The sequence below is a fragment of the Sphaerotilus sp. genome, assembly GCF_013299175.1.
Classification (GTDB): Bacteria; Pseudomonadota; Gammaproteobacteria; order Burkholderiales; family Burkholderiaceae_C; genus Sphaerotilus.
Map to the genome: position 1 here is coordinate 18,711 of NZ_JAAFKF010000018.1, position 17,785 is coordinate 36,495.

The 17,785-nt window shown below is 68.2% G+C and carries 17 protein-coding genes; 11 read left to right on the top strand and 6 right to left on the bottom strand.

The features are described 5' to 3' along the window. Nucleotides 1-36: 36 nt before the first annotated feature. Entirely contained in the window at nt 37-450 is a 414-nt protein-coding gene (locus QZW52_RS05090; protein WP_293995977.1) for a GlcG/HbpS family heme-binding protein, read from the top strand. Between the two features lie 3 nt (nt 451-453). Beyond that, nucleotides 454-936, top strand: coding sequence for a dUTP diphosphatase (gene dut, locus QZW52_RS05095; RefSeq protein ID WP_293995979.1), 483 nt, complete (start codon nt 454-456; stop codon nt 934-936). A 28-nt stretch (nt 937-964) separates the two neighbouring features. Here dut and QZW52_RS05100 read toward each other — a convergent pair whose 3' ends face one another. Further along, nucleotides 965-1,492: an FKBP-type peptidyl-prolyl cis-trans isomerase gene (locus QZW52_RS05100; RefSeq protein ID WP_293995981.1), complete on the bottom strand. Its 528-nt coding sequence runs from the start codon at nt 1,490-1,492 to the stop codon at nt 965-967. A gap of 65 nt (nt 1,493-1,557) precedes the next feature. On the opposite strand from QZW52_RS05100, the gene QZW52_RS05105 reads away from it, so the two are divergent. Then, nucleotides 1,558-2,769 (top strand): cupin domain-containing protein, encoded by a 1,212-nt coding sequence (locus QZW52_RS05105; RefSeq protein ID WP_293995983.1) that lies wholly within the window; start codon nt 1,558-1,560, stop codon nt 2,767-2,769. A gap of 308 nt (nt 2,770-3,077) precedes the next feature. Then, the gene (locus QZW52_RS05110) at nt 3,078-3,329 is read left to right on the top strand and encodes a hypothetical protein (RefSeq protein ID WP_293995985.1); all 252 of its coding nucleotides are present in this window, start codon (nt 3,078-3,080) and stop codon (nt 3,327-3,329) included. A gap of 93 nt (nt 3,330-3,422) precedes the next feature. On the opposite strand, the gene bamC is transcribed toward QZW52_RS05110, so the two are convergent. Genes bamC through QZW52_RS05135 form a run of 5 tightly spaced genes read right to left on the bottom strand, consistent with a single transcriptional unit; the run spans nt 3,423 to nt 7,451 of the window. Further along, entirely contained in the window at nt 3,423-4,595 is a 1,173-nt protein-coding gene (gene bamC / locus QZW52_RS05115; protein ID WP_293995987.1) for an outer membrane protein assembly factor BamC, read from the bottom strand. Nucleotides 4,596-4,617: 22 nt separating this feature from the next. Continuing rightward, entirely contained in the window at nt 4,618-5,499 is an 882-nt protein-coding gene (gene dapA, locus QZW52_RS05120) for a 4-hydroxy-tetrahydrodipicolinate synthase (protein WP_293995989.1), read from the bottom strand. A 28-nt stretch (nt 5,500-5,527) separates the two neighbouring features. Further along, the gene (locus tag QZW52_RS05125; RefSeq protein ID WP_434738276.1) at nt 5,528-6,106 is read right to left on the bottom strand and encodes a class I SAM-dependent methyltransferase; all 579 of its coding nucleotides are present in this window, start codon (nt 6,104-6,106) and stop codon (nt 5,528-5,530) included. Continuing rightward, on the bottom strand, nt 6,091-6,219 hold the full coding sequence (locus QZW52_RS05130; protein ID WP_293995991.1) for a hypothetical protein: 129 nt from the start codon (nt 6,217-6,219) through the stop codon (nt 6,091-6,093). Before QZW52_RS05130 ends, QZW52_RS05125 begins: the two co-directional genes overlap by 16 nt. Next, nucleotides 6,216-7,451 carry an MFS transporter gene (locus tag QZW52_RS05135; protein ID WP_293995993.1) on the bottom strand — a complete coding sequence of 412 codons (1,236 nt, stop codon included), beginning with the start codon at nt 7,449-7,451 and terminating at the stop codon, nt 6,216-6,218. Before QZW52_RS05135 ends, QZW52_RS05130 begins: the two co-directional genes overlap by 4 nt. Before the next feature lie 51 nt (nt 7,452-7,502). Here QZW52_RS05135 and QZW52_RS05140 point away from each other — a divergent pair, with 51 nt between their 5' ends. From QZW52_RS05140 to parC, 7 genes are all read left to right on the top strand, one after another. Continuing rightward, nucleotides 7,503-9,500, top strand: a complete 1,998-nt coding sequence (locus tag QZW52_RS05140) for a DNA topoisomerase IV subunit B (RefSeq protein ID WP_293995995.1) — start codon at nt 7,503-7,505, stop codon at nt 9,498-9,500. 48 nt (nt 9,501-9,548) lie between these two features. Next, a complete protein-coding gene (locus QZW52_RS05145; protein WP_293995997.1) occupies nt 9,549-10,778 on the top strand; it encodes a mechanosensitive ion channel in 1,230 nt (409 codons plus the stop codon). A gap of 18 nt (nt 10,779-10,796) precedes the next feature. Continuing rightward, nucleotides 10,797-12,386, top strand: coding sequence for a GAF domain-containing sensor histidine kinase (locus QZW52_RS05150; RefSeq protein WP_293995999.1), 1,590 nt, complete (start codon nt 10,797-10,799; stop codon nt 12,384-12,386). After that, on the top strand, nt 12,383-13,048 hold the full coding sequence (locus QZW52_RS05155; RefSeq protein WP_293996001.1) for a response regulator: 666 nt from the start codon (nt 12,383-12,385) through the stop codon (nt 13,046-13,048). The genes QZW52_RS05150 and QZW52_RS05155 overlap by 4 nt, the downstream gene beginning before the upstream one ends. Before the next feature lie 249 nt (nt 13,049-13,297). Continuing rightward, complete coding sequence (locus QZW52_RS05160) at nt 13,298-14,428, top strand: hypothetical protein (RefSeq protein ID WP_293996003.1); 1,131 nt, start codon at nt 13,298-13,300, stop codon at nt 14,426-14,428. A gap of 302 nt (nt 14,429-14,730) precedes the next feature. Beyond that, the gene (locus QZW52_RS05165; protein WP_293996004.1) at nt 14,731-15,264 is read left to right on the top strand and encodes a hypothetical protein; all 534 of its coding nucleotides are present in this window, start codon (nt 14,731-14,733) and stop codon (nt 15,262-15,264) included. Nucleotides 15,265-15,324: 60 nt separating this feature from the next. Further along, entirely contained in the window at nt 15,325-17,682 is a 2,358-nt protein-coding gene (gene parC / locus QZW52_RS05170; RefSeq protein WP_293996006.1) for a DNA topoisomerase IV subunit A, read from the top strand. Nucleotides 17,683-17,785: the final 103 nt, after the last annotated feature.

The window sequence follows — 17,785 nt, forward strand, 5'->3', positions numbered from 1 at the left end:
TGCGGGGTTTCGCCTTTTCTCGACAGGACCATTCCCATGAAGACCAAGCCCGTATTGACGCTGGACGACACCCGCCGCATCGCCCAGGCCGCTGAAGCCGAAGCCGCACGCAACCAGTGGGCCGTGACGATCGCGATCGTCGATGACGGTGGGCATCTGCTGTGGTTGCAGCGCCTGGATGGTGCCGCCCCGCTGTCCGCCCACATCGCGCCCGCCAAGGCCCACACCGCCGCCCTCGGCCAGCGCGAGTCGCGGGTCTACGAAGAAATGATCAACCAGGGCCGGGTCTCGTTCCTGAGCGTGCCGGCGGTGGCGGGCTTGCTGGAAGGTGGCGTGCCGATCCTGGTGCAGGGTGTCTGTGTCGGTGCCGTGGGGGTCAGCGGCGTCAAGTCCAGCGAAGATGCACAGGTCGCACGCGCCGGCATCGCGGCACTCGCCACCGGAGCCTGAGCGGTGTTCGGGCCGGATGTCGAGGTCAAGGTGCTGGATGCACGGCTGCAGACCTGGGGGCTGCCGCGCTACCAGAGCGAGCAGGCGGCGGGCATCGACCTGATCGCGTGTCTGGATGCGCCGCTGGAGATCCATCCGCAGGCCCCCGCCCAGCTCATTCCCACCGGGCTGGCGCTGCACATGAACAGCGCGGGCTTCTGCGCCGTGATCGTGCCGCGCTCGGGTCTGGGGCACAAGAAGGGGCTGATCCTGGGCAACAGCATCGGGGTCATCGACGCGGACTACATGGCCCAGTGCTACGTGAGTGTCTGGAACCGCAACCCCGCGGGTGAACCCATCGTCATCCAGCCAGGCGACCGCATTGCGCAGATGCTGTTCGTGCCGATCCTGCGGCCGCGGCTGGTCGTCGTGGACGAGTTCGCGGCCAGCAGCGAGCGGGGCGTGGGTGGATTCGGTTCGACCGGTGTGACCAGCGCGCCCGCCTGAGCGCGTGGTGTGAACCGGGCAGGGCCAGTCAGTGCAGGGTGGTTCCGGGTGGCACCACGCTGAACAGACCCCCTTCGCCCGCACCGTCGCCGACGCTGCCCTGGGCGATCTCGGCCTCGGTGGCCTCGCGCACGCCGCGGACCTCCAACTGCAGCACCAGCGCCACGCCGGCCAGCGGGTGGTTGCCGTCCAGCACGACGTGGGTGTCGTAGACCTCGGTGACGGTGTAGATCACGTCGGCGGGCATGTCGGGGGTGGCGCTGCCGGGCGGTGGTCCCTCGAACTGCATGCCGGGGGACACCTCGTCCGGGAAAATGGTGCGTTCTTCGAAGAAGACCAGCTCGGCGTGGTATTCACCGAAGGCGTGCTCGGGTTCGAGGTGGAGGGTGTTCTGGTATCCGACACCCTGGCCGGTGAGGACTTCTTCGACCTTGGCGAACAGGTCGTCGCCACCGAAATAGAACTCGACCGGATCGCCAAGATCATCGATCAATTGGCCGTGGGCGTCTTCGAGTCGCCAGGTCAGGCTGACGACACAAGGGGCTGAGATTTGCATGGGCGACATCATCGCATGTCGCGCGCGCCCGCGAGCCGGTGCCAGCGGGCCGGCACAATGTGGGGATGAACCCACTTTCCGGCCTCCCGTTGCGGCAACACCCCGATGCCGCCGTCCCTTCGCTCGACCAACCCGCTGTGCTGCTGGGTGGTCTGAGTCCGTCCGACTTCATGCAGCAACACTGGCAGCGCGCACCGCTGCTCGTGCGCCAGGCCCTGCCGGGTGTGCAGCCGCCGCTGACGCGTGCCGAGCTGTTCAAGCTGGCCGAGGGCGAGGAGGTCGAATCCCGGCTCGTGACGCGCCGCGGCCGTGGTGCCGACGAATCGTGGCAGCTTGAACGCGGCCCGCTGGCGCGGCGTCGCCTGCCGCCGCTGAAGCAGCCGGACTGGACCGTGCTCGTGCAAGGGCTGGAGCAGCACCTGCCGAGTGCGCAGGCGATGCTTGCTCAGTTCCGCTTCATCCCGCAGGCCCGGCTGGACGATCTGATGATTTCCTGGGCAGCGGAGGGCGGCGGAGTCGGGCCGCATTTCGATTCCTACGACGTGTTCCTGATCCAGGTGCAGGGCCAGCGCCGCTGGCGCATCGGTCGCATGGCGGATGCACGCATCCGCCCGGACCTGCCAGTGAAGATCATCGAGAACTTCCAGCCGGAGCAGGAATGGGTGCTCTCGCCGGGGGACATGCTCTACCTGCCGCCGGGCTGGGCACATGACGGCGATGCGGTGGACGGCGAGTGCATGACGTGCTCGGTGGGGTTCCGCTCTCCGTCGCAGGCCGAGCTGGCCCGTGAAACCTTGCTGCGTCTGGCCGACGCTGTCGAGGACGATGATGCGCAAGAGGGCGCCCGCCCCGCCGTCTATGCCGATCCTGGACAGACGGCCACCGCCGAGCCCGGGCGCATTCCGGCTGGGCTGGTGCGGTTTGCAGCCGACGGGTTGCGGCGTGTGCTGGAAGAGCCTGGTGCGCTGGAGCGGGCCTTGGGCGAATACCTGAGCGAGCCGAAACCGAGCGTGAGCTTCGCGTTCGGTGATCCGCTGCCCGCCGGCTGTGGGGTCGTGCTGGATGCACGCAGTTGTCTGCTGTATGACGAGCACCACATCTTCATGAACGGCGATGCCTGGCATGCGGCAGATGCGGATGCCCAGGTGCTGCGGCGGCTGGCGGATGCGCGTCAACTGGATGCGGTGGAGATGGCAGCGGTCAGCGATGTGGTGCGGGCGCTGCTGGAGCAGTGGTGTGACGACGGTTGGGTACACCCTTTGGCGTCGCGTGGATGACACACTCGTGGGTGGCACGGCTGCAAGCGCGTCAGGCTGGGCACGCCAGCGCGGTAGCATGATTGCCGCATAGCAGCCGGGCCGCACCATCCTCTAGTACGGAGTGGAGGCGGTCCGGCGCTCTTGGACTGACCGGGGCCGTAAGAAGCCGCAATGGTTTCGTTATGTATAATGGAAGGCTGGGTATGGAAATGCTCGAGCTTTTCATTCCCGTGAAGGCGCTTGATGACTGGATGCTGGCTAAGCAACTCGTCAGAGAGGCCGTCAATTACCGGTAATTGTTAGACTCTTTGACTGAGGAATAAATCATGAACAAGTCGCTCCTGATGGCCGCCGTGATCGCTGCTGTTGCCCTGGCCGCTTGCGGCAAGAAAGAAGAAGTTGCTGCTGCTGCCGCTCCGGCTGTGGACGCCGCTGCTTCGATGGCTGCTCCGGCTGCATCGGCTGTTGCTGACGCTGCCGCTTCGGCTGCTGCCAGCGTGGCTGACGCCGCTTCCGGCGCTGCTGCTGCTGTGGCGGGTGCCGCTTCGGCCGCTGTGGACGCTGCTGCTTCCAAGTAAGCAACCGTCCGCACATGAAAAAGCCGCCGTGAGGCGGCTTTTTTTCGTTTGCATGGAGCTTGGATGCGGCGCGGGGTCGCGCCGCCAGAAACCTCAACGCAACTCGTTGACCAGTAACTGGACAATATGGCGTGCGCCCTCATCCTTGGTGGTTGCAGCCTTGTCGTCGAGTATCGAAACCGCCGTGGTGGTGCTGCCGTCGGCTGTCAACTTGAGACGGTACCGCGTGCCCCTGAGGTCTTCCTTGCGTGCGCCACCGAATACCCGCGAGAAGAAGCCCGGGTCTTCCTGGCCAGCCAGCTTGGGATCGACGTAGCGCACCAGATACACGTTTTGTGCGCGGTCACGCTCTTCCACGGTGAAGCTGCCACGGTCCAGCGCGAGGCCGACCCGGCGCCAGCTCCGCTCCAGGTTGTCGTCAATTTGCAACGATGCACCCGGTGCAGCGTCCAGCACCCGTGCCCGCGGTGCGGCCGATGGTGTTGCACTGACGGCACGGGTGGCGGACTCCACGGCTTGGGCGCTGCTTGACTTGCCCATGTCTTCCGCGCCCGTCAGCTTGAGCATCAGCCGGGCCAGCATCTCGGCTTCGAGGCTGGGATCGCTGGGTCGGCCTTGCCAGCGCAGGGATTCGCCTGTGCGTTCGATGCTGCCGACCTGCTCCATGCCACGGTGGCTGATGTAGATCTCGGTCACGTCGCCATTGCGCTCGACCCGCGTGCGGTAGCGGTCGCGTTCGCCCGTGTCGCGCAGCTTGTCGAACACCTTGCCAACAGTGCGGCTGATGACATCATCGGGCAGCTTGGCGCGATTTTCGGTCCAGTCGGTTTCCATCACGCCGACCTGCGGCGTATCGACGGTCAGCGCAAAGCCGCTCTCTCGCCAGAAGGTGCGCAGCGTGCCCCAGACCTGGTCGGGCGTCTGGCGCACCACGAGCCAGCGCTGGTTGCCCGAGCGTTCGATGCGGACCTCGTCGCTGGCCCGCGGTGCCGTGGCGGGGCTGGCGCTTGTCGCAGCGAGTGGCTGGGTGGATTCAGCCGCCTGCATCGCATTGGCGCTGATGGCGCCGCCTGCGGGGGGCTGGTAGCGCGGGTCGCTCGACAACTGGGTCAGATCTGGCGGTACCTGCAGCGTGGGCGCGGGGGTGGCTGCCGCCGAGCGGTAATCGATCTTGCGCGATGTGAAGGAGTCCGACACGGCCGTGCAGCCGCCCAGGCCACAAGCGAACAGGGCTGCGGCCAGCGAGGCACGCACAGGGTGACGCATGAACATCGGGTGGCTTTTCATCTCAGAGCAGGCCGGCTTCGCGCATCGCGCCTTCGAGCGGCTGGATCAGGCTGTCGGACATCGGCACCATCGGCAGGCGCAGCGCACCACCGCACAGGCCCATGCGCTGCATCGCCCACTTGACCGGCACCGGGTTGGGTTCGGCGAACAGCAGCTTGTTGAGCGACAGCAGCTTGAAGTGGATCGCGCGGGCGGTATTCGCATCGCCCGCGACCGCCGCGGCGCACAGGTCTGCCATGGCACGTGGAGCGATGTTGGCGGTGACGCTCACGTTGCCCTGGCCGCCCATCAGCATCAGCGCAATCGCCGTGCCGTCGTCGCCGGAGTAGACGCCGAAGCCCTTCGGGGCGTGCTTGACCAGCCAGCAGGCGCGCTCGATGTTGCCGGTCGCTTCCTTGATGCCGATCACGCCGGGCAGCTTGGCCAGACGCAGCGCCGTCTCGGGGAGCATGTCCGCAACCGTCCGGCCGGGCACGTTGTAGAGCATCACGGGGATGTCCACGGCTTCGGTGATGGCCTTGAAGTGCTGGAACATGCCTTCCTGCGAAGGCTTGTTGTAGTAGGGGACGACGCTCAGCGTGCAGTCGGCGCCGACTTGCCGGGCGAACTTCGACAGCTCGATGGCCTCGCGGGTCGAGTTGCCGCCCGCGCCGGCCATCACGGGCACGCGGCCGGCGGTCTGCTCGACGGCGACGCGGATGATCTCGCAGTGCTCTTCCACCGACACGGTGGGGGACTCGCCGGTGGTGCCGACGACGCCGATGCAGGCCGTGCCTTCGGCGATGTGCCAGTCGATCAGGCGGCGCAGGCTGGGGTAGTCCACGCTGCCGTCTTCATGCATCGGCGTGACGAGTGCGACGATGCTGCCAATGATCGGGTTCATGTGAAATAGTCCTTGTGGTCTCGGGATTCTAACTGGCGTGCAACGGCCACCGCACCGGCTTGGCTGACGCATCGGCTGGCGCCGGGCGCACGGCGGCGATGCGCTGCACGAAGCGCGCAGGGGTGTCGAGGAAGCCGTCCTCGTAGGCGATGACGCGCAGCGCCGGGCGCACCGCATCGAGCAACTCGCCCGGTTGCAGCAGGAAATCCGGGCGCGACGGCTTGCCCACACTGGCGTTGCCGTGGGCGAAGGTTTCGCAGAGCAGCACGCCGCTGGGCGCGACACTGGCCACGATCCTGGGCAGCAGCGGGCGCCACAGGTAGTTCGTGACGATGACGGCGTCGAAGATCCGCCCGTCCAGCGGCCACGGCCCGGCCTCGATGTCGGCGACGATCACCTCGGCCGCCACGCCGCGCAGGGTGTCCAGTGCCGCTGCGTCCCGGTCCACCGCCGTGACTTGGGCGCCGAGTGCGGCCAGGAAGCGCACATGCCGGCCGGAACCACAGGCCAAGTCCAGCACACGGGCTGGGTGGGCATCGTGTGCTGAACCGGGGATCAGGCCGGCATGGCGAACAATCCAGGGCGAGGCGTTCAGAAGCAGCTCCACAGGCGGTTGCCCAGATCGACGATCAGCGCCGGTTGCAGGTAGGCCGCGAACACCAGCCCCAGCGCCACCGCTGCCACGGCGCCCACCAGCGCATGGCGCACGGTCGGCCTCATGCCGGTTGCCCCATCGGGCGGGCGATGGCGGTCTCGCGCACCGGCAGGTTCACCACCGCGGCGAACACGCCCAGCGCCACCGCGATGCCCCACACCACGTCGTAGCTGCCGGTGCGGTCATAGAGAACACCACCCAGCCAGACACCCAGGAACGAGCCGATCTGGTGGCTCAGGAACACGAAGCCGCCCAGCATCGACAGGTGCTGCACCCCGAAGATCTGCGCCACCACCGCGTTGGTCGGCGGCACCGTGGACAGCCACAGCACGCCCATCACGGCGGCGAACATGTAGACGCTCATCGGTGTCAGCGGTGCGGCGAGGAAGGCCACGATCACCACCGAGCGCGCGAGGTAGATCGCCGCCAGGATGTGCCGCTTGGCCATGCGCTGGCCGAGCGAGCCGGCCGCGTAGGTGCCCACCACGTTGAACAGGCCGATCAGCGCCAGCGCCGTCGTGGCCACCTCGGGCGCCATGCCGTGGTCCTTCAGGTAGCTGGGCATGTGGACGCCGATGAACACCACCTGGAAGCCGCAGACGAAGTAGCCCGCCATCAGCAACTGGAAGCTGCGGTAGCCCATGGCCTCGCGCAGCGCGGCGCCGATGCTCTGCTGCGGGCGCGTCGGGCCGCCGGGCAGTTGCGGTTCACGCAGACCCCAGGCCAGCGGAATGATGACCAGCGCCGCGCAGCCCAGCACCACCAGCGCCTGCTGCCAGCCGAGGTGTCCGATCAGCCAGTTCTCGACCGGCACCATCAGGAATTGTCCGAACGAACCGGCCGCCGCCGCCACGCCCATCGCCCAGGAGCGTTTCATCGGGTCGATCTGGCGGCCGATCACGCCGTAGACCACCGCGTAGGTCGTGCCGGACTGCGCCATGCCGATGAGCAGGCCCGTGCTGGCGATGAAGGCCGGCCCGGTGGTGGACAGCGACATCAGCACCAGCCCGCCCGCGTAGAGCAGGCTGCCCCCCATGAGCACCCGGAAGGCGCCGAAGCGGTCCGCCAGCATCCCGGCGATCGGCCCGGCCAGACCCCATGAGAGGTTCTGTACCGCCATCGCGAAGGCGAAGGTCTGGCGTGTCCAGCCGCGCTCCATCGTGATGGGGGCCAGCCACAGGCCGAAGCCGTGGCGGATGCCCATCGACAGCGTGACGATGAGCGCGCCGCACAGCAGCACCTGCACCATCGACAGGCGGGCAGGGGCTTCGGCAGGCAGGGGTGAGGAGGCGCGCATCCCGCAGACTGTAGCGAACTTCGCGGACCACGGTCCCTACAATCCGCCGCCATGGCCACCAAGACCCCGACTTCCACTTCTCCCGCCGCCTATGGCGAAGCCTCGATCCGCGTCCTCAAGGGCCTGGAGCCGGTCAAGCAGCGCCCCGGCATGTACACCCGCACCGAGAACCCCTTGCACATGGTGCAGGAGGCGATCGACAACGCCGCCGACGAAGCCCTCGCCCACCACGGCAAGCGCATCGGCGTGACCCTGCACGGCGACGGCTCGGTCAGCATCGAGGACGACGGCCGCGGCATCCCCTTCGGCCTGCACCCGGAAGAAGGCGTGTCCGTGGTCGAGATCGTGTTCACCCGGCTGCACGCGGGCGGCAAGTTCGACAAGGGTTCGGGCGGTGCGTACAGCTTCTCGGGCGGCCTGCACGGCGTTGGCGTGTCGGTGACGAACGCGCTGGCGACGCGGCTGCAGGTGACGGTGTGGCGCGAGAAACAGGTCGCCACGCTGGCCTTCGCGGGCGGCGACGTGGTGGAGCCGCTGGTGATCCGGCCAGCCGGCCCGGCCTCGTCCGGCGATCGCAAGCAGGGCACGACGGTGCGCGTCTGGCCGGACCCGAAATACTTCGAATCGGCCGACATTCCGAAGCACGAACTCGTCCACCTGCTGCGCAGCAAGGCGGTGCTGATGCCGGGTGTGACGGTCACGCTGACGCACGAGAAGACCGGCGAGGTGCAGACCTGGCTGTACCAGGGGGGCCTGCGCGACTACCTGGCGCAGCACCTGAACGGCGAGCCGCTGATTCCGCTGTTCGAGGGCGCGCAGTACGCCAGCAGCGGTGCCGACGAGACCTTCGCGGAAGGCGAGGGCGCCGCGTGGTGCGTCTCCTTCAGCGAAGAGGGCACCAACCTGCGCGAGAGCTACGTCAACCTGATCCCGACGATTGCCGGTGGCACCCACGAGGCGGGCCTGAAGGACGGGCTGTTCCAGGCGGTGAAGGGCTTCGTCGAGATGCATGCGCTGTGTCCCAAGGGCGTGAAGCTGATGCCCGACGACGTGTTCGGGCGGGCCAGCTACGTGCTGTCGGCCAAGGTGCTCGACCCGCAGTTCCAGGGCCAGACCAAGGAGCGGCTGAACAGCCGGGACGCGCTGCGGCTGGTGTCGTCGTTCGTCAAGCCGACGCTGGAGCTGTGGCTGAGCCAGCACGTCGAACACGGCAAGAAACTCGCCGAACTCGTCATCAGGCAGGCGCAGGCCCGCCAGCGCGCGGGGCAGAAGGTCGAGAAGAAGAAGGGTTCGGGCGTGGCCGTGCTGCCGGGCAAGCTGACCGACTGCGAGAGCCGAGACCTGTCGATGAACGAGGTCTTCCTGGTGGAGGGCGACTCGGCCGGGGGCAGCGCCAAGATGGGCCGCAACAAGGAGACGCAGGCCGTGCTGCCCCTGCGCGGCAAGGTGCTCAATGCCTGGGAGGTGGAGCGCGACCGGCTGTTCGCCAACAACGAGATCCACGACATCGCGGTGGCGGTCGGTGTCGATCCGCACGGGGCCAACGACCAGCCGGACATGTCGGGTCTGCGCTACGGCAAGATCTGCATCCTCAGCGACGCGGACGTGGACGGCTCGCACATCCAGGTGCTGCTGTTGACGCTGTTCTTCCGCCATTTCCCGCGGCTGATCGACAACGGCAACCTCTACATCGCCAAGCCACCGCTGTACCGCGTGGACGCTTCCGCCCGCGGCAAGAAGCCGGCCGCGAAGTTTTACGCACTCGACGAGGGTGAATTGCAGGCGATACTTGACAAGCTGCGCAAGGAAGGCGCGCGCGACGGGTCATGGAACATCAGCCGCTTCAAGGGGCTGGGCGAGATGAACGCCGAGCAGTTGTGGGAAACGACGCTGAATCCGGACACGCGCCGGCTGCTGCGCGTGGACTGCGGCGCGCTCGGCACGGCGGCCACGACCGCCGCGCTGACCAAGCTGATGGGCAAGGGGGAGGCGGCCTCGCGGCGCGAGCTGATGGAGCTGCACGGGGACGCCGTGGACGTGGATGTCTGAGGGTTCTGGCTGGCGCCGGGACGGGGATCGGGGATCGGGGATAGAGCGATGGATCAATTCAGTGGTGTGTTGGGTTCGGTGGCGAGTGGTCTGGGGCCGTATGCGCCCAAGGTGATCGGCGCGCTGGTGATGGTGCTGGTCGCGTGGATCGGCAGTCGGCTGGTGCGGACGGCGATCGGGCGGCTGTGCCAGACGCGCGGGCTGGACGAGAAGCTGCAGTCACCGGGTTTCTCGGCGATGCTGGCCAATGTCGGCGTCGGCGTGGTGTGGCTGTTCACGCTGCCGGGGCTGCTGGAGACACTCGAACTCAAGGGCCTGCTCGACCCGGTCAACGTCATGGTGTCGCGCATCATGGGGTTCGTGCCGAATCTGGTCGGCACCATCGTGGTGTTCGGCATCGGCTTCCTCGTGGCCCGGATCGTGCGGCAGATCACCACCGGCATGCTGCGCGCCGCCGGCTCCGAGAAGGTGGCCGAGCGCATGGGGCTGGCCGCGTCGCTGGGCGAGGGCGGGCTGGCCGGGCTGGTTGGCGCGGTGGTGTTCTCGTTCATCATGCTGCCGGTGCTGGCCGCGGCGCTGGAGCCGCTCGGGCTGGACGCCGTGACCAAGCCGGTGAGCAACCTGCTGGACACCGTGATCGCGCTGATCCCGAAGGTGACGGCCTCGACCATCATCATCGCGGTGGCGGCGCTGATCGGGCGGGCGGTCGCCGGCATCGTCACCGGCGTGCTCAGCGGCATGGGCTTCAACAAGCTCTCGCAACACCTCGGGCTGGGCAGCACCACCCGCGCCGGCGCCCGCACCCCCTCGGAGCTGGCCGGCTCGGTCGTGATGTTCTCCATCGTGATCGTGGCGGTGATGCAGGCGTGCGAGGTGCTCGGTTTTGCCATCCTGACGAAGCTCGTGGTCAATCTTGGCGCGGTGCTGGCAGGGGTGGCCGTGGCGGGCGTCGTGATGATTGGCGGGTTGTGGCTGTCGAACTGGGTGGCCGGACTCATCAAGGCGGGATCGGCCGCCAATGCCCCCGCGCTGGCCAATCTGGTGCGCGGCGCGATCCTGTTCTTCACGGCGGCGCTGGCGCTGCGCCAGGCGGGGCTGCCGGGCGACATCGTGGGCATCGCCTTCGGTTCGGTGGTGGGGGCGATCGCGGTGGGTGCGGCGGTGGCCGTGGGTGTCGGAGGTCGGCATGTGGCAGGGCGTCTGCTCGAAGAAGCCGTGGAGGCCCTGCGCACCACGCCGCCCGATACCGACACCCCGCCGATCCAGTTCCCCGACTGAGTGCGGGTGGAGCACGGCATGTGGGTCCGACTGCGCCGCCGCCATTTCGACAGCCACTCGCTGGTGTGGCAGTCCGTGGCCGTGATCCTGCTGCCGGCGCTGCTGGCGGCGGCCGGGTTGCACTGGGGTGGACGGGTCTCGCCCGAGCTGGTCGGGACGATGCTGGTCACCGCCACCCTGTGCGCCGCTGCCAGCGCCGCGCTGGCCTACCGGGTGAGCCATTCGCTGCGGCAGCTCATCGCGGCGACCCAGTTGGTGCGGCGCAGCGAGCCGGTCGATGACATCAACCTGCCCCTGCAGACTGGCAGTTCGGAGCTGCAGCGCGCCAGCGCGGGTCTGCGCCGGCTGATCGAGGTCTGGCGCCGGCGTCAGCGCGATCTGCTGGCCCAAACCGAGTCGCTGGGCCGCCGGCTGGCCCTGCGCACGCACGAACTCTCCACCTTGCAGGATCTCTCGATCGGGCTGGCCAGCAAGACGGAGCTGCACGAGCTGGTCGCCGAAGCCCTGAGCGCGCTGGAGCAGACCATGGCCTACACCAGCGCCTCGGTCTGGTCACGCACCGCCCGCGACGAGGGCGGCCAGGTCGTGCTGATGGGCTACAGGCAGAACGACGACGCCAGTCAGGCACCCGAGGATGACCTGACCGGCATGCGTCTTTCGCGCTCCAACCTGCAACATTACGAGCACATCGAGCGCGAAGGTGAAGCCATCGTCGAGAACCGCGTGCGCCAGAGCCTGTTGTCGTGGCTGTTGTCGTGGCTGTCGGACGATGCGCGCACCTCGGGGTTGTACCGGGGCACGAAGGCATGGATGGCCGTGCCGCTGAAGTCACGCGAGGCGGTGATGGGCGTGCTGCGGGTGGACCACGAAGAGCCTGACTTTTTCGACGCGGAGCGCATTCGCCTGCTCACCGCGGTGGGCAGCCAGACGGGACTGGCGATGCGGCACGCGCAACTGCTGGCCCAGCAAAAGGACCAGGCGGTGGTGGCCGAGCGCAACCGCATCGCGCGCGACCTGCACGACGCGGTGTCGCAGACGCTGTTCGCTGCCAACGTGATCGCTGGCACGCTCGGCCGGCTGGCGGCGCGGCTGCTGGAGGGCGAGGACGCCTGTGCGGCGGCGGCGCTGCAGCAGCAGGCCGAGGCGCTGGAGCGGCTCAACAAGGGCGCGCTGTCCGAGATGCGGCTGCTGATGTTCGAGCTGCGGCCGGACGCGCTGCAGCACCTGCCGCTGGCCGATCTGCTCCAGCACGCCATCGACGCGCTCGCCTGCCGTGGCGCGATCGACGTCACCCACCGGCTGGCCCGCGAAGACCGCCTGCCCAGCGCCACGCGCATCCAGATCTACCGCATCGCCCAGGAGGCGCTGTCCAACATCGCCCGCCACAGCGGCGCCAGCCACGCCGTGATCGAATGGATCGTGCCCGAACAGGGGCGGGGCGGGCGGCTGCGCATCGCCGACGACGGGCATGGTTTCGACCCCGGTGTGTCGCCGCCGGGCCATTTCGGCCTGAGCAACATGGCCGAGCGGGCCGCCGAAATCGGCGCGACCTGGCTCATCACCTCGGGACCGGACGAGGGCACTGACATCCGGCTGGAACTCACATGACCCCACACGCTACCCACGCTACTCCTTCGGCGCGCATCAGCGTCTTCATCGTCGATGACCACCCCATGATCCGCGCCGGTCTGGTGGGGATGATCATGGGCGAGAGCGACTTCCACTGCGTCGGCGAAGCCGGGCACGGCGCGGATGCCGTGCGGATGATCCCGGCGCTGCAGCCCGATGTCGTGCTGATGGACCTGCTGATGCCCCAGATGGACGGCATCGAGGCCATCCGGCAGTTGCGCCCGCTGGCGCCGCAGACGCGGTTCCTCATCCTGACCAGCCTGACCGAGCCGGGCGAGGTGCAGCGGGCACTGGCGGCCGGGGCGGTCGGCTACCTGACCAAGACGGCGTCGGCGCACGAGCTGGTCAACACGATCCGCGCGGCGTATGGCGGGCGGCGCGTGTTGTCCGCCGAGGCGACCGAGGCGCTGATCAGCGTGTCGCAGAACGCCGCACCGGGTGCCGACCTGACCCAGCGCGAGCGCGGGCTGCTGGCGCTGATGGCGCGCGGCCTGAGCAACCAGGACATCTCGGACCAGCTCGGCATCGCGCTGCCCACCGTCAAGTTCCACATCACCAACATCCTCAGCAAGCTGGGGGTGAGCAACCGCACCGAGGCGGTGCTGCTGGCGCTGCGCCACAAGCTGGTGCCACCCAACTGAGTCCCGACTTAGGTCTGGGTCCGCACCCACCCTTGGGCTGGCGGTGCGGCCGAGGCTCCCGCCTACCATGCTGTCTGCGAGCTGCAATGTCCTCCCCCCCGCGGACGGCTCGCAGGGAACATAACTGGCAGGGAGGAATTTTTTCAAACAACAGGAATCTGCCAGATTCTCGCTTCGGGTTCTCGGGGCAGTGGCGATGGATCGATACTGGGTGATCGATGTCTCCACCCGGCTGCTGCCGCTCTGCCCATGTCTGTCCATCCGTTTTTCCGCTCCGCCGTGCTGGCCGCGTCCAGGGTGCTTTGCGCACTGACCCCGCTGCTCGCACCGGCCGCGCAGGCCGCACCGGCCCTCGCCGGCTGCGAACTCTTCCCCCCCGGTGCCATCTTCAGCCAGCGCATCGACGATGTGCAGCGTTTCCCGCCCCACGCCCGCAGCACCGCCTGGCTCGGCTCCATCGGCCCGGGCCGCAAGCTGCACGCCGACTGGGGCCGCACCGTCGATCCCCTGCAGACCGAGCGTTATTACGGCATCCCCGTCAACGTGGTCGATGGCACCCCCGCCACCACCCGCTGGCCGCTGGTGAGCCACGGCATCCAGGATGTGCGCGACTCCAATGGCCAGGGCGTGCCCGCCGAGAGCGACTGCGCCGTCGGCGACCAGGGCACGCCGGCGATCCTGCGCGGCTGCGATGGCGTGATCCCGACACGGCGGCGCTTTCCCTATCCGCTCGACGCCTTGCTGAAGGCCGAACGCGGCGCCTGCAACGACCCCGCCACCTGCGGTGACCGCCATGTGCTGGTGCTGGAGCAGGGCGCCTGCCGCCTCTGGGAAAGCTACTTCAGCTACCAGGTCAACGGCCGCTGGAGCGCCTACGCCACCGCCGCCTGGGACTTGAAGTCGATGGAGATGCGCCCGGACGGCTGGACCTCGGCCGACGCGGCGGGCTTGCCCATCCTGCCGCTGCTGGCGCGCATCGACGAGGTGGAGGCGGGCGTCATCCCCCATGCGCTGCGCGTGACCTTCCGCGATGCCGTGCTGGACCGCCGCCACACCTGGCCCGCCAGCCACTCCGCCGGCACGACCCGCGCCGACGGCATCCCCTTCGGCGCGCTGCTGCGGTTGCGGGCGGACTTCGACATCCCGTTCTGGTGGACGGCACAGGCCAAGGTGCTGGCGCGCGCGATGCAGAAATACGGCCTGTACGTGGCGGACATCGGCTCGGACTTCTTCGTGCAAGGCGACCCGGACGAACGCTGGAACCCCCTGACGGTCTGGCAGATCCAGCACATGAAGCTCAACGACTTCGAGTTCGTGGACATCGGCGCGATCACGCGGCACCCGCGCTTCAACCCGCGCTCGTACCAGGCAGCATGGTGAGGTGAGGTGTGGTGTGGTTTGGTGGGCGAGGGTTGTCCAGACCAAAGTCTTGGCGCCGACCGGACCTCTGCCCGGTACTGTGCAGAACAGGGCCACCTACCATCCATTGGCGAGCTGCACATCCTCCCCCCCGCGGATGGCTCGCAGGTAACGACAACTGACAGGGAGGGTCTTTTTCCAGAACAACGAGAAAGACGACTGTCGGGGGATGGAAGCTGATGCGCAGACCGCGGTGTGAATGCGGCAGTGTCAGTGGCTACAGCACCAACACACACACCTACACACGCAGGGGAACACTGCACATGGAACTCGGTACCGCCTCGATCTTGGCCCAACTGCTGCTCATCTTTGTCCTCGTGACCTTGTTCGCCGGGCAGCGCCACCTGAAGGCCCGGCGCGAGCAGCGCAACCAGCACCCTGGCAGTGCGGCCCTGCTGCCGGTTGCCGCCATGGGTGTGCCCATGCCCCGCCCCTCGCTGCCGTCTGTGCCCGTTCTGGCCGAGCTGCCGCCGACGGTGGCCCGTCCGCCGAGGCAGTTGTCCGCCGACAGCCTGGTCTGCGAGGACTTGCTGCCGCCGTGTTTCGCGGACACCTGTGCCGACTGGGCGCAGGTCGCACCGGCCACCGGCAAAGCGCCCGACACCCGCTTCAGCCTGTCCGACTGGTCGGCCCAGACCGACCACGTTGCGCTGGACAGCACGCCCGATCCGGTGGACCTCGGCTGGGCGATCGACGCACCGGTGCAGACCCCGCGCGTGGTGCGGCCCACCCCGCTGCGGGCGATGGCGGCGGCAATGTCCTGCACAATCGTGCCGCAGGCGCATCCCTTTGCCTGACGTGACCCGTGCCGGTTTCCGCTGAGGCGGCGGGTCATGCCGTGACCCGACTGCCGCAAGATGGACCAGACCACGATCGATTTCTCTTCCGCGCCCGCCCGCCACCCTGGCCCCGGCGATGACGCCCTGACACTCGCGCACTACGCCGAGCGTGCCTATCTGGAATACGCGCTCAGCGTCGTCAAGGGCCGGGCACTCCCCGATGTGTGCGACGGACAGAAGCCCGTGCAGCGCCGCATCCTCTACGCGATGCAGCGCATGGGTCTGACCACCTCGCGCAGCACCAGCGGCCAGACCAGCGGCGCCCGGCCGGTCAAGAGTGCCCGTGTCGTCGGTGACGTGCTCGGCCGCTACCACCCGCACGGCGACACCGCGGCCTACGACGCGCTGGTCCGCATGGCGCAGGACTTCGCGCTGCGCTACCCGCTCATCGACGGCCAGGGCAACTTCGGTTCGCGCGATGGCGACGGCGCCGCGGCGATGCGCTACACCGAGGCGCGGCTGGCCCCGATCTCCCGCCTGCTGCTCGACGAGATCGACGAGGGCACGGTCGAGTTCATCCCCAACTACGACGGCTCGACCGAGGAGCCGCGCCAGTTGCCGGCCCGCTTGCCGTTCGTGCTGCTCAACGGTGCGTCCGGCATCGCGGTCGGGCTGGCCACGGAGATTCCCAGCCACAACCTGCGCGAGGTCTCGGCCGCCGTGGTGGCGCTGATCCGCGACGAGCACCTCGGCGACGACGCGCTGCACGCCCTGCTGCCCGGCCCGGACTACCCCGGTGGTGGCCAGCTCATCAGCAGCGAGAGCGACATCCGCGACGCCTACCGCACCGGCCGCGGCTCGCTCAAGGTGCGCGCCCGCTGGAAGATCGAGGATCTGGCGCGGGGGCAGTGGCAGTTGGTCGTCACCGAACTGCCGCCCGGCGCCAGCAGCCAGCGCGTGCTCGAAGAGATCGAGGAGCTGACCAACCCGAAGGTCAAGACCGGCAAGAAGGCGCTCACCCCCGAGCAGGTGCAGCTCAAGACGACGGTGCTGTCGGTGCTCGATGGCGTGCGCGACGAGTCGAGCAAGGACGCGGCCGTGCGGCTGGTGTTCGAGCCGAAGAGCCGTGCCATCGACCAGCAGGAGCTGATCACCACGCTGCTGGCGCACACCAGTCTCGAAAGCTCCGCCCCGGTCAACCTCACCATGGTCGGCGCGGACGGCCGCCCGACGCAGAAGAGCCTGCGTCAGATGCTTGCCGAGTGGATCGGCTTCAGGCTCGCCACCGTGCGCCGACGCACCGAACACCGGCTGGCCCGCGTACACGACCGGATCCACATCCTCGAAGGGCGGCAGACGGTCCTGCTCAACCTCGACGAGGTGATCCGCATCATCCGCGAGAGCGACGAGCCGAAGGCGGCGTTGATCGAACGCTTCCGCTTGAGCGACCGGCAGGCCGAAGACATCCTGGAGATCCGCCTGCGCCAGCTCGCCCGTCTGGAGGCGATCAAGATCGAGCAGGAGCTGTCGGAGCTGCGCACCGAGCAGGGCAAGCTCGACGACATCCTCGGCAACCCGAATTCGCTGCGCCGGCTGGTCATCCGCGAGATCGAGGCCGACACCAAGCAGTTCGGCGACGACCGCCGCACGCTGATCCAGGCCGAGAAGAAAGCCGTCGCCGAGGTGAAGGTGATCGATGAGCCGGTGACGGTGGTGGTGAGCCAGAAGGGCTGGGTGCGGGCGCGTACCGGCCACGGGCATGACGCGGCGGGTTTCGCGTTCAAGGCGGGCGACGGGCTGTACGGGACGTTCGAGTGCCGCACGGTCGATCCGCTCATCGTCTGCGGCAGCAACGGGCGGGTGTATTCGGTGCCGGTCAGCGCCTTGCCGGGGGCGCGGGGCGATGGTGCGCCGATCACCTCGCTGGTCGAGATGGAGTCGGGCACGCAGATCCTGCATTACCTGGCGGGGTCGGCCGACCGGCTGCTGCTGCTGGCCCACAGCGGCGGCACGGGCTTGCTGGCGAAACTCGGCGATCTCGTCACGCGGCAGAAGGGCGGCAAGAGCTACCTCGCGCTGGAGGCGGGCGAGCAGTGGTTCCCGCCGGTCGCGGTGGAGCCGAAGCACACGCAGGTGGCCTGTTTGTCCGCAGGCGGGCGGTTGCTGGTGTTCGGGCTGGGTGAACTCAAGCACCAGCCCAACGGTGGTCGCGGGCTGACGCTGATGGAGGTCGATGCCGCCGATCCGCTGCGCATGGTGGTGCCGTTTTCGACCGGATTGCGGGTCAGCGGTGTCGGGCGCGGCGCCAAGGCCCGCGACGAGGATTTGCGGCCGGCGGCGCTTGCTGCCTATGTGGGCCGGCGTGCGCGCAAGGGCCGCGCCATCGACACCACGATGAAGGTGCAGGCGATTTCTGCACCCTCGCCAGCAGTTTGATTAAGCGAGTACCACGATTGGGATGGATTTTGATATTACGGGCGCTGTAACTGATAAATCGCCGATTTGGTTAATCTTCGTTAAGGTGGTCTGTGTAGGCTGC